The sequence below is a fragment of the Nioella ostreopsis genome, from assembly GCF_004000255.1.
Lineage (GTDB): Bacteria > Pseudomonadota > Alphaproteobacteria > Rhodobacterales > Rhodobacteraceae > Nioella > Nioella ostreopsis.
Genome location: NZ_RCIQ01000002.1, coordinates 33347 through 50197 on the forward strand (window position 1 = coordinate 33347; position 16851 = coordinate 50197).

Below are 16851 nucleotides of genomic sequence, written 5' to 3' on the forward strand. Positions count from 1 at the left end.
CCACCATGACCGACCACCTCAAAGGCCTTCTGATCACAACCTGCGGCGTCCTGCTCGTGGTGCCGGATTCGCTTTTCGTGCGGCTCATCGTGGCGGAACCCACGGTGATCGTCTTCTGGCGTGGGCTGATCGCGGGGCTTCTGGTCGCCTCCGCCGTGCTGGCGTTTCAGGGGTTGAGCGGCTTCCGCGCCGTGCTGCGCACCGGCTGGCCGGGGGTGATCTACACCGTTTTGCTTGCCTCCACCGCGCCGGGCTTCGTCATGGCGGTGGCGCATACGAGCGTGGCAAACGTGGTGTTCATCCTCGCCTCGATGCCCATCTTCGCCGCCGTCTTCAGCCGGGTCTTTCTGGGCGAGCCGATCACGCGACGGATGCTGTTGACCATCGTCGCCGTTCTGGCGGGGCTCGGGGTCATCGCTTATGGCTCGGGCGAGAATGAACTGGCCTCGTGGAAGGGCGACCTCTGGGCGCTTTACACCTCCGCCTCCTTCGCCGCTGCGCTGACGGCGGTGCGGCGGCTGCGCGATACCTCGATGATCCCGGCGGTGCCGGTGGCCTATTTCCTGGCCGCCCTGATGATGTCGGCCATTTCCGACCCGTTGGCGAGTTTTGCCCCGCAATGGCCGCTCTTCCTGGCACACGGGGCGATCATCGGCGCGTCCTCCTGCCTGCTGGTCCTCGGCCCGCGCTACCTGAGCTCGGCGGAAGTGGCGCTGCTGATCCTGCTGGAATCCGTCCTCGCACCGCTGCTGGTCTGGGCCGTGGTGGGCGAAGACCCCGGTATCTGGGCGATCTTCGGTGGCGCGGTGGTGATCGGGGCGCTTCTGGTCTCGAACCTCATCGCACTGCGCCGCCGCCGCCGGGTCCCGGTGGCGCGCTGATCCGGCCAGCGCGCCGTCGCCAGGGAAAGCTTACGCGGGGGGAAGGATGGTCATGCCGACCGCTTCGGCCTTTTGCAGCACGGCGGGGATATTCGGTTCCGACGGGGCAGGCAGGTCGGTCTGACCATTCGGCAGGACTGTGCCGATCCCGGTAAAGAAAGCCTCGTGCATATTGCCGGGGCTGTTCAGGATCAGGAGCCGCGCAGGCGCGTCTCCGACCGCCTGAAAGGCATGCACGGCCCCGTCCGGTATCGGGATGAAGTCGCCCTTCCGGGCAAGGGTTTCCGTGCCGTCGATCATGAAGCCGACCTGACCGTCGAGGATAAAGAATCCCTCGGTTTCCCCGGCATGGTGGTTTGGGGGCGCGCCCGCGCCAACGGGAACCACGCATTCCACAAGGCAGTATTTTCCATCCACCTCGTCGGGAAATGCGTGAAAGTTCATGAGAATATTCAATACGTTATATGTGCGTGCGCGATCCGACATGGGGTGTTTCCTGTTGCTTGATTCCTGCGATTATGATACACAAATCTCAATATGAGACAAGTGTCTCATTAACTGGAGGATCGGCATGACCAAGGGCAGAACGTCCCAGAAAGAACGCACGCGCAGGGCGATCCTGGATGGCGCACGCCAGCTTCTGTCCGAAGGTGCCCCCGTGACCGTCGCCGCCGCGGCAGAGCGGCACGGCGTGTCGAAGGCTACGGCATACCGCTATTTCTCGGACCCCGACATTCTGGTGTCGGAGGCGATGCTGGACATCGAGGTGAAGTCCTATGAAGACATCACGCGGAACGCGAACAGCCTGCGAGAGCGTTTGCTCGCCATTAACCTCTATTTCCTTGATCTTGCGCTCGAAAATGAAATGGGCTTTCGCCAGTTCCTTGGGCGGACACTGACGGTTTCGGCCTCCGGCACGGACAAGGTGCGTCGAGGTGCGCGGCGCATCAGCATGTATCGCCAGGCGCTGGCCGATGACGACGGGGGGTTGTCGCGAACGGATCAGGATGCGTTGGTTCGGGCGCTTGCCCCCGCGACCGGCATCGAGGCGATGACGGCGCTGCTGGACGTGGCCGGGGCGGAGCCTGAACAGGCACGCGAGGCGGTGTCGACCATGACACTGGCGATACTGGATCGGTTGCTCGGGCCCGCCGGGCAAGCAGGCCAGAGGTGAGCGTGGTGTCTATTCCGCCCCGGCGCGCCATTCTTTCCAGCGCAGAAACACGTTCGCCCCGATATCCGAAAGGGGCCGGGGGGGAAGGCGTGTCGGGTCCGGCTCCGCCCGCAGCGCGCGGGTGATGTCGCTGTCCACCTCCATCGCCATTTCCGCCGCCCCCATGCCGGTGAGCGTCCCCCGCGCGGTGCCAAGCCCGTTCTGACAGCAGGCGGCGTAGAGCCCTTCCTCCAGCTCCCCCGTGACCGACACGCTGTTCCGGCTGAGGCAGAGATGACCCGCCCAGGTAAACTCCATCTCCAACCCGCGCAGGTCCGGGAAGCGGTTGCCGAACTTCTGGTCATGGATACGGCGAGCCCGGCGCATGGCTGCGTCGCTCGCCACCATGCCGGGTTTGAAGCTTGCCGCCGTGCGGGTGATGATCCGGCTGCCCCCCTGTGCGCCGCTGATCTTGCGCATGGTGGTGCCCATGGGATCGGACGGCGTCACGCCCCACCGATCCGCGCCTTTCACGGCACCCTCGGGCAGAACCGGCGTCATCGAGGCATAGAGGAAGATATGCATCAGCCTGTTCCGGGCGAAGCCGAAGCTTTCGAGCTGGCCGTTATTGGCCATGATCACCCTTGGTGCGGTGACGGAGCCATGCGCGGTGCCGACATGCCAGTCATTTCCGATCCGTGCGATGCCGGTGACGGGGCTGTTTTCGTGGATCGCGGCCTTGGCCTTCAGCCCCTCCGCCAGCCCCCGGATATATCCCGCCGGTTGCAGCATCACCGTGCCCGGCGTGTAGAGGCCCGAGAGGTAATAGGCGCTGCCGGTCAGCTCTTCCATCGCCTTGGCGTCGAGCATCTCGGACGCCTCGCCAAGTGTGGACAGGTGCTTGGCGTAGCTTTCGTTGTGGGCGTGTCCCGCTGCGCTCGCCGCCCCGTTCACCTTGCCCACGGGATCCGCGAAATCGCGGGGGATGCCATATTCCTCGGCTGCCGACAGGGCGAAAGCGATGGCTTGCCGGTTGAGGGCGATCACGGCCCGGTCATCGCCAGACCCGGCGTAGTCGTCAGAGGCCAGATCATGCGGCAGGTCGATCATGAAGCCGGAATTGCGGCCCGCCGCGCCTTCGGCCACGCGACCTGCGTCCAGCACCACCACCTTCAGCGTCGGGTCCAGTTGCAGAAGCCGCCGCGCGGCGGACAGCCCCGCGAAGCCTGCCCCCACCACCGCCACATCGGCGGTGATATTGTCCGAGAGCGGCACCGGGGCGGGCTGCCCCGGCAGGATGGCCGACCATGCGGCCGGCCCCTTGTGAACCGGCAGGCGCCGGGCGTGATGGCTGCTCACTCCACCGCCTCATCCGCGTCATCGGCGAGGTCCAGCCAGATGGTTTTCAGCTGCGTGTACTGGTCATGGGCGTGAATACCGTTGTCGCGCCCGCCGAAGCCCGATTGCTTGAACCCGCCGAAGGGGGTCGTCGCATCGCCCTCGCCGAAGCTGTTCACGGTCACGGTCCCCGCCCGCAGCATCCGCGCACCGCGAATGGCGCGTTTGGCATTGGCGGTGAAGAGCGAGGCACAGAGCCCGTAATCGGTGTCATTCGCCACGCGGATCGCCTGGTCGAAATTGTCCACCGTGATCACCGACAGAACTGGCCCGAAGATTTCCTCGCGCGCCAGGACGTGATCGTTGCCGGGGATGTCCACCACCGTCGCTTCAACGAAGCCCCCCTCGGCCTTGCCGCCGATCACGAAACTTTCCGCTTTCTCCACATAGCCGCAGACCTTGTTGAAATGCGCCTCACTGACAAGCGCGCCAAGCCGCGTTTCCGGGTCCAGTGGGTCGCCGGTGTTCCACTGTTTCGCGTGGTGGGCGATACGCTCCAGCAGTTCCGCCTTCACATCCTTGTGGACGATCAGGCGAGAGGAGGCGGAGCAATTCTCGCCCATGTTCCAGAACGCACCCTGCACGATATGCGCCGCCACCCGGTCGAGGTTTTCGGCATCGTCCATCACGATGGCGGGGTTCTTGCCGCCCATTTCCAGCGTGATTTCCTTGGCATTCGACTCGCCCGAGTAGCTGAGGAACCGCTTGCCGGTGACGGTCGATCCGGTGAAGGACACCGCGTCGATATCCATGTGGCGGCCAATCGGCTCGCCCACCTCCGGCCCGCTGCCGGGAACGATGTTCAGCACACCGCGCGGCAGGCCCGCCTCGGTTGCCAGTTCCGCGACGCGCAGCGCGGTCAGACTGGTTTCCTCCGCCGGTTTCACCACCACCGAGCATCCTGCCGCCACGGCCGGGCCGATCTTCCACGCCAGCATCAGAAGCGGGAAGTTCCACGGCAGGACGAGGCCCACGACACCGATGGGTTCGCGCACCACCATGGCGATATGATCGTCGGAGGCCGGGCTGACCTGATCGTAGATCTTGTCGATCGCCTCCGCATGCCACTTGATGCAGTTGATCGTCTCGGGGATGTCCACCGTCTCGCAATCGTAGATCGGCTTGCCGCTGTCGAGGCTTTCCATCACCGCGAGTTCCCGGGCGTTCCGGGTCAGAAGCTTGGCGAAGCGGATCAGGATGCCCTTGCGGTCTGCCGGGTGCATCCGCGACCAGCGGCCATCGTCGAAGGCCTCTCGCGCCTTCGCCACCGCGAAATCCACGTCCTCGACCCCGCAGGCGGCCACGTCTGTCAGTGTCTCCCCCGTTGCCGGGTTCACCGTGGCGAAGGTCTTGCCAGAGATCGCCGGGCGATAGGCCCCGTCGATATAGGCGGCATTGGGGAAGTCCATCTCGGCGGCCAGCGCCTTGTATTCGTCGCGTGTCAGCAGGTCCATGTCTCAGCCCTCCGCCTCAATCTGCGCAATGGTGCGCTTGAGCACGCCGACCACCTGTTCCAGCGCGCGCTTGTCGTCCTTGTTCAAACCCTTGAGCGGCGGGCGCATGGGGCCTGTCGTGATCCCGTTCAGGTCCACCCCATACTTGATCGTCTGGATGAACTTGCCGCCCTGTTCCAGCACCCGCATCAGCGGCATCATCGCCGACATGATCCGGCGGCCCTTGTCGAAATTCCCCTCGACCGCGCAGGCGTTGTAGAGCGCGATGTGTTCGGCAGGCAGGAAGTTCGATCCGCCGCAGACCCAGAACCGCGACCCCCATGCGAAGAACTCCAGCGCCTGATCATCCATGCCGCAGCCAAGCTGGATGTGGGGGTAATCACGGGCCAGCAGATGCACCCGGTTGATATCGCCCGAGCTTTCCTTGATGCCGCAGAAATTTCGGCTGCGGCCCACGCGGTCGAGGAAGTCTTCGCCCATCATCGTGCCGGTGCGGCCGGGGTAGTTGTAGAGCATCACGGGAAGGCCAGCCGCCTTGTCGATGGCAAGCGCATTCAGCGCGTTTTCCCGGTCGGTCGGCACCGCATAGGGGGGCGAGGCCAGCAGGATCGCGTCGGCGCCCATGTCTTTGGCGCCGCTTGCCAGCGCGACGGAGTCGGCGGTCAGCATCGCACCAGTGCCCACGACCAGCGGCAGGCGGCCTTTCATGCGGTCATGGGTGAAGCGGGCGATTTCCAGCCGTTCTTCCACCGTCTGCGCATAGTTCTCGCCCGTCGACCCGCCGGAGATCAGCCCGTGAACCCCCGCTGCGATCAGGCTGTCGATCATATCGGCCAGCGCGTCCCAGTTGACGGAGTAGTCATCATGAAAGGGGGTCACGACGGGCGTATATATCCCCTCGAACCGGAAGATGGGTGTCATGGGCCTCTCCTCAGGCGGTTGCGGCGCGTGGCGGCGCGCCAAGCGGCAGGTCGAGCCCGCCCGGCATCACGAACAGTTCGATGCGGTGGCGAGACAGGTTCCAATGGTCGATGGCCAGCATGGCGGCGGCATCAGAGTCGCCCGCCTCGATCGCGGCGATGATCTGGTCATGCTGGTCGGCAGCCTCGTCCACGCTGCGGGCCATGGCCGCGTCGCGCGGGCGGTAGAAGGTCATGGAAATCCGGGCGTGGTCGATCAGCAGGCGTTGGAAGGACGGCAGCAGGTAGACATTGCCGGCCATTTCGCCCGTGATCTCATGGAAGCGGTTGTTGACCAAGGCGCGGTCGCGGGCCGATCCCTGTTGCAGCACCTTGCGGAACCTCGCCTGGGTGGTTTTCAGCTCTTCGATCTGTGCAGGCGTCGCGTTTTCCGCCGCCAGCCGCAGGATCGCGCCATAGATCATCGGGGCGGCGAGGAAGAAATCGCGCAGGGTGGTGTGGGACATTTCACTGACCCGCGCGCCACGGTTCTGGCGCAAGTCAACATAACCTTCCCCCGCCAGCCGCCGCAGCACCTCCCGCAGCGGGGTGCGCGACAGGCCGAACTCTGCGCTCAGGCTTGCCTCATCCAGATCGGCGCCGGGCTGAAGCTCCAGCGTCAGGATCGCGGTTTTCAGCGCCTGATAGCAGCTATCCTTGGGGCTTGGGGTCGAATCGGGCATCGGAATTCCTTCGTTGCCGGGATTGCCTAGCAAAGATCGTGCGCAAATAAAATACATATTGCATACAAAGAGAATTCCCGGCAAAGCTGCGCTATCCTGAGGACATGACGATGCCACGCCCTGAACACTTCGCTTTCCTGTTGGTCGAGGACCTGACCCACATGGCGTTCGGCTGTGCGGTCGATCCCTTGCGCATCGCCAATATGATCAGTGGCGAGACGCTCTATGAGTGGACGCTGGTGTCAGAGACCGGCCCGACCGTTGCGTGCTCCAACGGGATCGTCAGTCAGGTCGATTGCACGTTGGACGAACTGCCCCCGGTGGACCGCCTGTTCGTTCTGTCCGGTATCGGGGTGCAAGGCCGCGCGACCCGCAGTCTGATGAATGGGATCAGACGTCAGGCGCGTCGGGGGGTGAAGATCGGTGGTCTTTGTTCGGCCACATGGATTCTGGCGCGTGCAGGGCTGCTGGACGGGCAACGCGCCGCGATCCATTGGGATTATCACGACGCCTTCATGGAAGAGTTTCCTGATGTGAACCTGCAACGCAGCGTCTTCGTGGCGGATGAAAAGACCGTCACCTCTTCCGGGGGCACTGCAACCGCCGATCTGATGCTGCATCTGATAGAGGCCCGGCACGGCAATACGCTTGCCGCAGATGTTGCCGACCAGATGGTTTACAATACGGTCCGCAATGCAAGCGCGGAACAACGCCTGTCCTTCCAGGCAAGGCATGGTATTCGGAACAGCCACCTCAGCCACGCCATTCGCCGAATGAATGAAACCGTCGAATTCCCGATCTCGCCAGCTGATATCGCGGCGGAGATCGGAATCTCGGTGCGGCAATTGGAGCGGCTGTTCGGGCGCTATCTGAATTGTTCACCCAAGAAATACCAGGTCGATATCCGTTTGCAGAAGGCCCGGCACCTTCTGCTGCAAACCGAAATGCCTGTGACAGAGGTTGCGTTTGCCTGTGGATTCAAGAGCTCAGGCCATTTCGCGCGAAGCTACAAGTCCCATTTCGGGGTGGCACCGGGCAGCCAAAGAGGCCGAATATCCTGATCTATTGCAATGGCCGCACCCGATCGAGGAGTCAGAAACCCCTCGTTCCGGTTTGTCGCCACACATGACCCTTTCGATATGGGTTAAACATTCAATTCATAGTTTTTTGTCGACCTGGAAATAAAACGGCCCTATTAGAGAATGGCGGGCTGGGGATTGAAACTGCCCAATTGGTCAATTCTCTGCCCGGACTACTGGGGGCGAAAAAGAAATGAGAAACCAGAATGCGGCACCGCATTGGATCGCGGTGGATTCGTGCGCGGGCGGAATGCGGGCTTGGGCCATGGATCAGAACGGGACGGTCCTGATGAAGGTCCGCTCGGCGCAAGGGTTGGCGCAGGTGGCCGTCGATGCTTTCGAAATCGTGCTGCTCAACCTGGTGCGGCCCTGGTTGATCCGCGAACAGACACCGGTGATTGTCAGCGGGCTGCCAGGACACGCGCCGGAACCCTTGGGGACGTCCCGCCGCCCGGCAGATGCCCCGATCAGGCCGGTCGCGACCTCTGACGACAGGTTGACCCTGCATGCGCTTCCGCGCCTCGGGGCGGAAAAGGGTCCCGAAAAGACGCTGTCCCATCATGGCCTGATCCGCGGGATCGCCGCAGAAAGGCCAGCATTCAATGGCGCGATCTGCATCCCCGATTTGCAGACGCAATGGGTGCAGATCCATGCCGGAGAGGTCCGCAAACTGCGGCTTTTCATGACGCTGGAACTTTTCGATCTGCTGGCACCACAGCGGGAACGGATAGGGGCCATGTCCGAACCCGCTCTGGATATGGGTGTTTTCCATGGCGCGGTCTCAGAGGCCCTGAACCAGCCTGAAATGACAGCGCAACGGCTGTTGTCCGCCCGGTCCGACAACGACCCGGCCAAGGCGCGGCTGAAGGGGGTTCTGATTGGTATGGAACTGGCCAGCGCCAGGGCAGCCTGGGAGGGGAAACAGGTCATGATCGTCAATTCTTCCCCCTGGTCGTCACTCTATGAACAGGCGCTGTCCGGGCAGGGTGTTGCTGTCCAGACCTGCGACTCGGACACAATGACGCTTGCGGGTCTGAAACACGCCTATCGGAGCCTTTGCGAAACTTTCGCCTAGATGCGCCTCTGGCCAGACTGAAAACCGCACAGAGCATGGCTTGAACCTTCTCTGCGCCCGTGCATCACTGCGCGCAACTTCAGCGTGGGGGAACGGGAATGACACGGGTCGTGATCAACGGGTTCGGGCGGATCGGCCGGTCGGTTCTCCGCGCCTGGCTGACCTCCGATGCGTGGCAAGGGGTTGAGGTGGTCGGCGTCAATGACATCGCGCCGCTGGACACCTGTGCCTATCTGTTTGAATTCGACAGCGTTTTCGGCCCGTTCCCGGGCGGGGTGACGACAGAGCCGGGTGCGCTGATCGCAGCCGGTCGGCGGATTCCGTTTACACAGCAGCAAAACCTTGCAGCGCTGGAGCTTTCGAATGTCGACGTGCTGATGGAATGCACGGGCCGGGCCAAGGATCGCGAAATCGCTGAACAGGGGCTGGCGGCAGGGGCCGCGCGGGTGCTGGTGTCCGGCCCGTCACTGGATGCGGACCTGACCGTGGTTCTGGGGGCCAATGACGCGTGCCTGAGCGCGGATCACAGGATCGTTTCGAACGCCTCATGCACCACCAATGCGCTGGCACCGCTGGCCCGCGTGCTGGACGATGCCTATGGGCTGGAAACCGCGCTGATGACAACGGTGCATTGCTACACGGGCAGCCAGCCAACGGTCGACATGCCGATGGCCAACCCGGCCCGCAGCCGCGCCGCGGCGTTGTCGATGGTGCCGACCACAACAAGTGCCGAACAGCTGGTCGATATCGTGCTGCCGCATCTGGCGGGGCGGATCACCGGCTCGGCGGTGCGGGTGCCCACGGCCAGCGTGTCTTGCGTGGATATGGCCGTCATCACCCGCGCCCGGCCAAGTGCCGAGGAGGCCCGCGCGCTTCTGGCCTCATCGGGGGGCGTGATTGGATATACCGATAAACCGCTTGTCTCGTCAGACCTGCGGCAAAGGCCCGAGTCCCTCATTGTGGCGGGGCCAGAGATCAAACGGTCGAAAGGCGGCATGCTGCGCGTCTTCGGCTGGTACGACAATGAATGGGGATTTTCCTGCCGGATGCTCGACGTGGCCCGGCGGATGGGCAGTTTCGCCTGAGATGGGAGAGAGAAGATGAGCTACACGACCTGGCTGCGCGAAGGCAATTTCATTGATGGTCAGTGGGTTGGGGCCGAAAGCGGCGCAACGATAGACGTGATCAACCCGGCCACGGGCGAGGTGATCGGCACCATCCCGAACGCGGGCGACGCGGAAACCAAACGCGCCATTGCCGCCGCCGAGGCCGCCTTCCCCGGCTTCGCCGCGATGGACCTGATGAGCCGCATCGGTCTGCTGTGGAAGCTGCACGATGCGCTGATGGACAATCAGAAGGACCTGGCCGAATTGCTGACCGTCGAGATGGGCAAACCGCTGGCCGAAGCCATGGGCGAGATTGCCATCGGCGCGCAATATGTCCGCTGGTTCGCGGAAGAAGCGCGCCGTGCGAAGGGGGAAATCGTGCCCGCAGGCGTGAATGGCCGTCGCATCCTCGTGACCCATCATCCGGTCGGCGTCGTAGGTATGATCACGCCGTGGAACTTCCCCTCGTCGATGCTGGCGCGCAAGATCGGCCCGGCGCTGGCCGTGGGCTGCACGGTGGTGGCGAAGCCCGCGACGGCGACGCCCTATTCGGGCCTGGCTTGGGCGGCGCTGGCGGAAGAGGTGGGTTTCCCCAAGGGCGTCGTCAACGTGGTCACGGGCTCTGCCCGCAAGATCGCGGGTGCGATGATGGAGAGCCCGGTGGTGCGCAAGGTGACCTTTACGGGCTCCACCGAGGTGGGCAAGGAGCTGATCCGGCAAAGTGCTGATACTGTTAAGAAAGTTTCGATGGAACTGGGCGGCAACGCGCCTTTCATCGTGTTCGACGACGCCGATCTCGACAAGGCGGTCGAGGGGGCGATGGTGTCGAAGTTCCGCAACGCGGGGCAGACCTGTGTCTGTGCGAACCGGATGTATGTTCAGTCGGGTGTCTATGAAGCGTTCTTGGCCAAGCTGGTGGAGAAAACCGCAGCCCTGAAGGTCGGCAACGGGCTGGAGCCGGGCGTCGAGCAGGGGCCGATGATTGACGTGGATGCTGTTGAAAAGGTTGAGGAATTCATTGCCGACGCCACCGCGAAAGGTGGTGAAATCGCGACCGGTGGTGCGCGTCATGGCAATGGGGGCAGCTTCTTCGAGCCGACAGTGATCAAACACGCGACGCAGGACATGATGTTCGCGAAGGAAGAGATCTTCGGGCCGCTTGCCCCGGTCTTCAAATTCGAGACCGAGGAAGAGGCGATCGCCATGGCCAACGACACGGAATATGGGCTGGCCTGCTACGCCTATACCTCTGATCTTGCTCGGGCTTTCCGGCTGAACGAGGGGCTGCAATACGGGATGATCGGGATCAACTCGGGCCTGATCACAACCGTGGAAGCGCCCTTTGGCGGGGTGAAGGAAAGCGGCATGGGCAAGGAGGGCGGCAGCCAGGGGCTGACCGATTATCTCGATACCAAATACGTCTGCATCGACGGAATCTGACCAAAGGCGCGCGGCGCGGAGCGCCGCCCCGCGATCCCGAAAACAGGGGGGTGCCGTGCGTACACCCCCCGTGCACCCCCCGTATATACGAAACGGGGTTTCGCCGTGATGCCGCGTCGATCCGGGGCAGCCCTCTTCAGGCGATTTCGGGGCCAGCCTGGTGCCGCGTTGCCACGGGATATCGGTGCCCGGTCCGGCTCTGATGCCGGCTGAACGCGGGGAGGTGCCTTACTCTCCGTAGGGCACCCAGATCGTCTTGACCTCGGTTGCTGCGCGCAGGAAGGCCTTGCCCTCGACAGTCGCCCCGAACCAGTCCGGGTTGCGTCCGTTATTGACCCAGGTCCGTTTCAGCGACCCGGCGCTGCCCGCCTCGATCACGCCCGAGATATCGGCGGACGAGAAGCTCCAGACCGCGTCCACGTCCATATGGGTGGCGAGCGGCTTGGCCAATTCGGAATGTGACCCGGTCAGGATGTTGACCACGCCCCCCGGCACGTCCGAGGTGTCGAGCACCTGGTAGAGATCCGTGGCGCTGAGCGGCGCGCTTTCGCCCGCGACCAGCACGATCCGGTTGCCCATGGCCACCGCAGGCGCCAGCAGCGAGACCGGTCCCAGCAAAGGCGCCTCTTCCGGGCAGAAGGCCCCGATCACGCCCACGGGTTCGTTCATCGCCAAGGCCACGCCCCGGATCGGCACGGATTTTGCCGCCCCGTCGAACTTGTCGGCCCAGGCCGCGTAGCTGAAAAGCCGCGACAGCGCGATCTCCACTTCTTCGCGGGCCGAGGCCGCGCTGCGCCCGGTCTGTGCCCGGATGCGGTCGGCGAATTCACCCGCCCGCGCGCCGAGGTTCTCGGCGATGTAATAGAGGATCTGCGCCCGAAGATGCCCTGTGGTCTTGCCCCACCCGGCGGCCTTCTGCGCGGCTTCCACCGCGTTGCGGATGTCCTTGCGGTTGGCGATCCCCACATGGCCAAGCAGCGCCCCGCGATGCCCATGCACAGGCCGCGAATAGCCGCCATCGGGCCGCGCCTGCTTGCCGCCGACATAGAATTTCGCGGTGCGGTCGATGCCCTCGAAATCTGCCTCACCAGGCGCGTGGACCTTCGCGGGCTTCACCGGCTTGCCCGCATCCGCAGGCTTGAGATAGGCCAGCAAGCCCTCCCAACCGCCTTCGCGCCCGAAGCCGCTTTCGCGCACCCCGCCGAAGCCTGCCGCCGCGTCGAAGAGGTTGGTGGCGTTCACCCAGACCACGCCCGCCGCCAGCGTGGGCGCCACGTCGAGCGCGAGGTTCACATTTTCGGTCCAGAGTGTCGCGGCCAGCCCGTAGCGGGTGTTGTTGGCCAGTGCCACCGCCTCGCCCGGCGTGCGGAAGGTGGAGGACACGAGGACGGGGCCGAAGATTTCCTCCTGCATCAATCGGTCCGCAGGCTCCAGCCCGGTAATCAGCGTGGGCGGGTAGAAGCAGCCCGTCGAAGGCATGTCGATCGGCGCGTGATAGGTCTCGCCTGCGGTGTTCTCGCTCACCATCCGGCTGATCTGTGCGTGCTGGACCGGGTCTACGACCGCGCCGATGTCGATGCATTTGTCCAGCGGATCGCCCGCGCGCAGATTGGCCATGCGGGCTTTGAGCCGGGCGTGGAAATCCTCCGCGATGTTTTCTTGTACAAGAAGGCGGCTGCCTGCACAGCAGACCTGCCCCTGATTGAACCAGATCGCATCAACCAGCCCCTCGATGGCGCTGTCGATATCGGCGTCGTCGAAGACGATGTAAGGGGACTTGCCCCCCAGTTCGAGCGTCAGCGCCTTGCCGCTGCCCGCCGTCGCCTCGCGGATCTTGCCGCCCACCTCTGTCGATCCGGTGAAGGCCACTTTCGCCACGCCTGGATGGTCGACCAGTGCCGCGCCCGTTGCGCCGTCGCCGGTCACGATATTGACGACGCCCTTGGGCAGCCCCGCCTCGCGGCAGATATCGGCGAAGAGAAGCGCGGTGAGAGAGGTGTATTCGGCGGGCTTCAGCACAACCGTGTTGCCAGCGGCCAGCGCGGGCGCGACCTTCCATGCTAGCATCAGCAGCGGGAAGTTCCACGGGATCACCTGCCCGCAGACGCCAAGCGGTTGGTGCCCCGGTAGCTCGCTGTCCCGCAGTTGCGCCAGCCCGGCGTGGTAATAGAAATGCCGCTGCGCGAGGGGGATATCTATATCGCGGCTTTCGCGGATCGGCTTGCCGTTATCCATCGTCTCCAGCACGGCGAAAAGGCGGCTGTGTTTCTGCAAGAGCCGCGCCAGCGCATAGAGATGCCGGGCGCGTTGGTGGCCGGACAGCTTGGACCAGCGGGGGAAGGCCTTGGCAGCGGCGTCGACGGCGGCGTTCACATCGGCTTGCGTGCCTTGGGTGATATGGGCAAGGTCCTCGCCCGTGGCGGGGTTCCTGGTGGCGAAACTCTCGCCGGCTGCCGTGAACGCCCCGCCGATGAAATGGCCGAACCGGCCCTCATGCTTGGCAATCCAGGCGTGTGCTTCCGAGGCGTCCTCCATCGCGGGGCCGTACTCCATGGTCTCGAAAATCTCTGGGATGGTCATTTGCGGGCCTCTTGTGTGGATTGCCGGAGTATCTCCAGAGCTCTTGCGGCATCTTCGTGAAAATAGCTGTCACCTATGGTGCGACGGATCACATGGAGTTCGATATCACCCAACCCAAGGCGTGCAGGCCAAGAGCTTACCTTCTTTCCCAGAGCGATGATCCGCCGGGGCTTCAGAATCCTGACAGCGGGAAGGAAATAGAGTGTCCCCGCATTCCGCATGGCATTGGCGACAGGCATCTTGTCTTTCCGCGTTCGGAACGGGCACCAGTTCAGGTAGGCGACTTCATCCTGCTCGGCACCGCAGGCGTCGAGGACCGCAGAAACGATCTTCCATAACCTCCAAGTTCGCATCCCTTTCATGGTAGTCTCGCAGACTTGTCGCGCACTAGGACCATCTGCTGCGCCTTTGTCGAAAGAGGTGATAAGACCAAACCGGCGCTCGTCCTCGGCTGTTCTCCTATAGGTATCGCCGCCGCCTCCCGGATTGATCCCGAGCAGCAGATCGCCGCCTTGCCGATAGTTGGCGCCAATAAATCCGATCTGAGGGACATTGGCATCTCGAATCTCACTGATCGGTAGTTGCGCATCCATTTCGCCAAAGATGTCGGAACGTGAGATGCTAAGGGCTGTTCGCAGCACCTGTTCATCTAGGTCAAGTTCTGGGAACGAGCTCATTTTCACGCCATCGCGTGCCGCCAACTGGCGGAATAGGCCCCTGACACGTGGTGTTCCAGCTGCCGCTCGATATCGCCCAGGAGGGACGACGCCCCGAAGCGGAAGAGGTCGGGGCGCAGCCAGCGGTCGCCCAGTTCCTCTTTCATCAGCGACAGATACACCAGCGAGTCCTTCGCCTTGGAAATTCCGCCCGCGGGTTTGTAGCCGACGCGGGTGCCGGTCACCTGTTGATAGGCCCGGATCGCGCGGATCATGACGAGCGACACGGGCAGGGTGGCGTTGACGCTCTCCTTGCCGGTGGAGGTCTTGATAAAATCCGCCCCGGCCATCATGCAGACCAGCGAGGCGCGGGCGACATTGCGCAATGTGCCCAGCTCACCCGTCGCCAGAATGGCCTTCACATGCGCCTCGCCGCAGGCGGCGCGGAAGTCTTTCATCTCCTCATAGAGCGCCTGCCAGTTGCCAGTCAGCACGTGGCGGCGGGAAATCACGATGTCGATCTCTTCCGCACCCGCCTTGACGCTTTCCTCGATCTCCTTCACCCGCAGGGGGTAAGGCGAGAGCCCCGCCGGGAAGCCGGTGGAGACGGCGGCGACCGGAATGCCCGAGCCGGCCAGCGCCTCGACCGCGTAGGGCACCATTTCGTGATAGACGCAGACCGCGCCGGTGGTCAGATCGGGCAGGCCGAGCGCCTCCAGCAGATCGGCCCGCACCGGCTGCATCGCCTTGGCGCAGAGCCGTTTCACGCGCCCCGGCGTGTCGTCGCCCGCCAGCGTGGTCAGGTCGATGCAGGAAATCGCGCGGGCCAGCCACGCGGCCTGATACTCTTTCTTCACCGTCCGGCGGCCGGGCAGGGTGGCGCAGCGGCGCTCGATGGCCGAGGTGTTGGCCTGCGCGCCCATCACCCAATCCATGTCCAGTGCCATGCCGGGGTTGCGCGGGTGGCTGACCTGCGGCAGGCCCGCCGCCACGGTCGTTGTCTCTAGGGTCGTCTGGGTCATCCCGCCGGTCCGTTTTTGATCAGATGGTCAGGGTCGCATGGGCCGCGTGGTCGTGCAAGCACCTGCGTCGCGTCAGCTGCCCGTTGCGCAGATCGGGCGGCCCTGAAGGCGGGCGATGTCGGACAGGCTCAGAACACCCTCTCGCCCCAGAACCTGCGCCACATGGGCGATGCTCTGCTGTCCGTCCACGGCCTGTTCTGCGGGCTGCACATAGGTGCCCGAGACATAGCGGGTGACGCGGGTCGGCAGATAGGCAGGCATCTGCGCTTCCAGCCCATTGGGACCGGGCAGAAGGTCGAAGTAGAGAATGGCCGAAGACCGCTGCGACAGCGCCCATTGGGAGGAGATGAAATTGCCAAGCGAGTAGGCCACGAAGCCCTGCCGCCCGTCCGAGGTCGTGATGGCTTCGATCGGCTGCAGCACATGCGGATGGGTGCCGATGACGGCGGCGGCCCCGGCCTCCATCGCGGCGCGGGCAAGGCGGCGTTGGTTGGCATCGGGGGTCTGGACATATTCATTGCCCCAATGCGGCAGGAAGATCACCGCATCAATGGCGGGCTCTGCGTGCAGGGTGCGGATGGTGGCAAGAACCTCTGCCTCATCGCGGTAGCACAGCAGAACCTGGTGATGCGGATCGGCCCGGCCGTTGGTGGAATAGGAACAGGCGAGGAAGGCGATCCGCGCGCCCCCGGCACTGACGACGGTGTGCCACGGGGCGTCTGGGGCGGCGCGGGACCTTGTGCCGGTATGGGGAAGGCCTGCGGCATCGAGGGCCTCCAGCGTCCTGTCCACCCCCAGAGGTCCCCGGTCCATCGCGTGGTTGTTCGCGGTCTGGATCACGTCGACGCCGCTGTCGCGCAGGTCGGTGACCAGCGACGGGTGAAAGTTGAAGGTCGGGTAGCCGGAATAGACCGCCCCGTCGGTCAGAACGTGATCCGGCAGCAAGCGTTCGCCGCCACCCGGCAGGACGTTGCGCGCGGCGGGGCCTTCCAGATTGGCCACGGTCAGATCGGCGATTCCCAGATAGGGGGCCACGGGGCGCAGCAGGTCGGCAAATCCTTCCGGTTGAGCGGCGGCCTCTTCCTGAAGGAAGATATGCATCAGCACATCACCGACCGCCGCCACGGTTACCGCCCCCGGGCGAAAGACCTCTCTTTGCACCATGGCAGAGCTGTCACCGGCAGGAATACAGGCCCGGTTGCCGGTCGATTCGCCCACTGGCACACAGGATGACAGCGCCAGAAGCCCCCCGATCAGGGTCGCCCGCTGCGACAATATGTAAGCGCTTACAAAAAATCTGGCCATATCGCCCCTAAAAGACTGGTCCTCGCTTGACGGGTCAAGCATCGTTACCAAAAATCCGGC

Annotated in this window: 15 protein-coding genes; 6 read left to right on the forward strand and 9 right to left on the reverse strand. The window is 64.0% G+C overall.

The genetic code is table 11. The features are described from left to right. Nucleotides 1-5 precede the first annotated feature (5 nt). Entirely contained in the window at nucleotides 6-881 is an 876-nt protein-coding gene (locus tag EP237_RS02705) for a DMT family transporter (protein ID WP_127557876.1), read from the forward strand. Between the two features lie 30 nt (nucleotides 882-911). On the opposite strand, the gene EP237_RS02710 is transcribed toward EP237_RS02705, so the two are convergent. Further along, on the reverse strand, nucleotides 912-1325 hold the full coding sequence (locus EP237_RS02710; protein WP_240661466.1) for a cupin domain-containing protein: 414 nt from the start codon (nucleotides 1323-1325) through the stop codon (nucleotides 912-914). Between the two features lie 127 nt (nucleotides 1326-1452). Here EP237_RS02710 and EP237_RS02715 point away from each other — a divergent pair, with 127 nt between their 5' ends. Continuing rightward, nucleotides 1453-2055 carry a TetR/AcrR family transcriptional regulator gene (locus EP237_RS02715; protein WP_127557880.1) on the forward strand — a complete coding sequence of 201 codons (603 nt, stop codon included), beginning with the start codon at nucleotides 1453-1455 and terminating at the stop codon, nucleotides 2053-2055. 9 nt (nucleotides 2056-2064) lie between these two features. On the opposite strand, the gene EP237_RS02720 is transcribed toward EP237_RS02715, so the two are convergent. The 4 genes from EP237_RS02720 to EP237_RS02735 are packed head-to-tail and all read right to left on the reverse strand — an operon-like array spanning nucleotide 2065 to nucleotide 6528. Next, nucleotides 2065-3393: an NAD(P)/FAD-dependent oxidoreductase gene (locus EP237_RS02720; protein WP_127557882.1), complete on the reverse strand. Its 1329-nt coding sequence runs from the start codon at nucleotides 3391-3393 to the stop codon at nucleotides 2065-2067. Beyond that, nucleotides 3390-4886 (reverse strand): aldehyde dehydrogenase, encoded by a 1497-nt coding sequence (locus tag EP237_RS02725; RefSeq protein ID WP_127557884.1) that lies wholly within the window; start codon nucleotides 4884-4886, stop codon nucleotides 3390-3392. Before EP237_RS02725 ends, EP237_RS02720 begins: the two co-directional genes overlap by 4 nt. A gap of 3 nt (nucleotides 4887-4889) precedes the next feature. After that, nucleotides 4890-5807, reverse strand: coding sequence for a dihydrodipicolinate synthase family protein (locus EP237_RS02730; protein WP_127557886.1), 918 nt, complete (start codon nucleotides 5805-5807; stop codon nucleotides 4890-4892). A 10-nt stretch (nucleotides 5808-5817) separates the two neighbouring features. After that, the gene (locus EP237_RS02735; protein WP_127557888.1) at nucleotides 5818-6528 is read right to left on the reverse strand and encodes a GntR family transcriptional regulator; all 711 of its coding nucleotides are present in this window, start codon (nucleotides 6526-6528) and stop codon (nucleotides 5818-5820) included. Nucleotides 6529-6638: 110 nt separating this feature from the next. Between EP237_RS02735 and EP237_RS02740 the strand changes: the two genes are divergently transcribed. The 4 genes from EP237_RS02740 to EP237_RS02755 all read left to right on the forward strand — a co-directional run bounded on the left by EP237_RS02740 (nucleotide 6639) and on the right by EP237_RS02755 (nucleotide 11228). Next, nucleotides 6639-7589 (forward strand): GlxA family transcriptional regulator, encoded by a 951-nt coding sequence (locus EP237_RS02740; protein WP_127557890.1) that lies wholly within the window; start codon nucleotides 6639-6641, stop codon nucleotides 7587-7589. Nucleotides 7590-7800: 211 nt separating this feature from the next. Beyond that, on the forward strand, nucleotides 7801-8682 hold the full coding sequence (locus EP237_RS02745; protein ID WP_127557892.1) for a 2-dehydro-3-deoxygalactonokinase: 882 nt from the start codon (nucleotides 7801-7803) through the stop codon (nucleotides 8680-8682). Between the two features lie 98 nt (nucleotides 8683-8780). Beyond that, nucleotides 8781-9767, forward strand: coding sequence for a type I glyceraldehyde-3-phosphate dehydrogenase (locus tag EP237_RS02750; protein ID WP_127557894.1), 987 nt, complete (start codon nucleotides 8781-8783; stop codon nucleotides 9765-9767). A gap of 15 nt (nucleotides 9768-9782) precedes the next feature. Then, on the forward strand, nucleotides 9783-11228 hold the full coding sequence (locus EP237_RS02755) for an NAD-dependent succinate-semialdehyde dehydrogenase (protein ID WP_127557896.1): 1446 nt from the start codon (nucleotides 9783-9785) through the stop codon (nucleotides 11226-11228). A 228-nt stretch (nucleotides 11229-11456) separates the two neighbouring features. Here the strand turns inward: EP237_RS02755 and EP237_RS02760 are convergent, their stop codons facing one another. The 4 genes from EP237_RS02760 to EP237_RS02775 all read right to left on the reverse strand — a co-directional run bounded on the left by EP237_RS02760 (nucleotide 11457) and on the right by EP237_RS02775 (nucleotide 16791). After that, nucleotides 11457-13808: an aldehyde dehydrogenase family protein gene (locus EP237_RS02760; protein WP_127557899.1), complete on the reverse strand. Its 2352-nt coding sequence runs from the start codon at nucleotides 13806-13808 to the stop codon at nucleotides 11457-11459. Continuing rightward, entirely contained in the window at nucleotides 13805-14485 is a 681-nt protein-coding gene (locus EP237_RS02765) for a hypothetical protein (RefSeq protein WP_127557902.1), read from the reverse strand. Before EP237_RS02765 ends, EP237_RS02760 begins: the two co-directional genes overlap by 4 nt. 2 nt (nucleotides 14486-14487) lie before the next feature. Then, a complete protein-coding gene (gene deoC / locus EP237_RS02770) occupies nucleotides 14488-15486 on the reverse strand; it encodes a deoxyribose-phosphate aldolase (RefSeq protein ID WP_127557904.1) in 999 nt (332 codons plus the stop codon). A 72-nt stretch (nucleotides 15487-15558) separates the two neighbouring features. Further along, nucleotides 15559-16791 (reverse strand): CapA family protein, encoded by a 1233-nt coding sequence (locus EP237_RS02775; protein WP_164744600.1) that lies wholly within the window; start codon nucleotides 16789-16791, stop codon nucleotides 15559-15561. Between the last annotated feature and the right edge of the window lie 60 nt (nucleotides 16792-16851).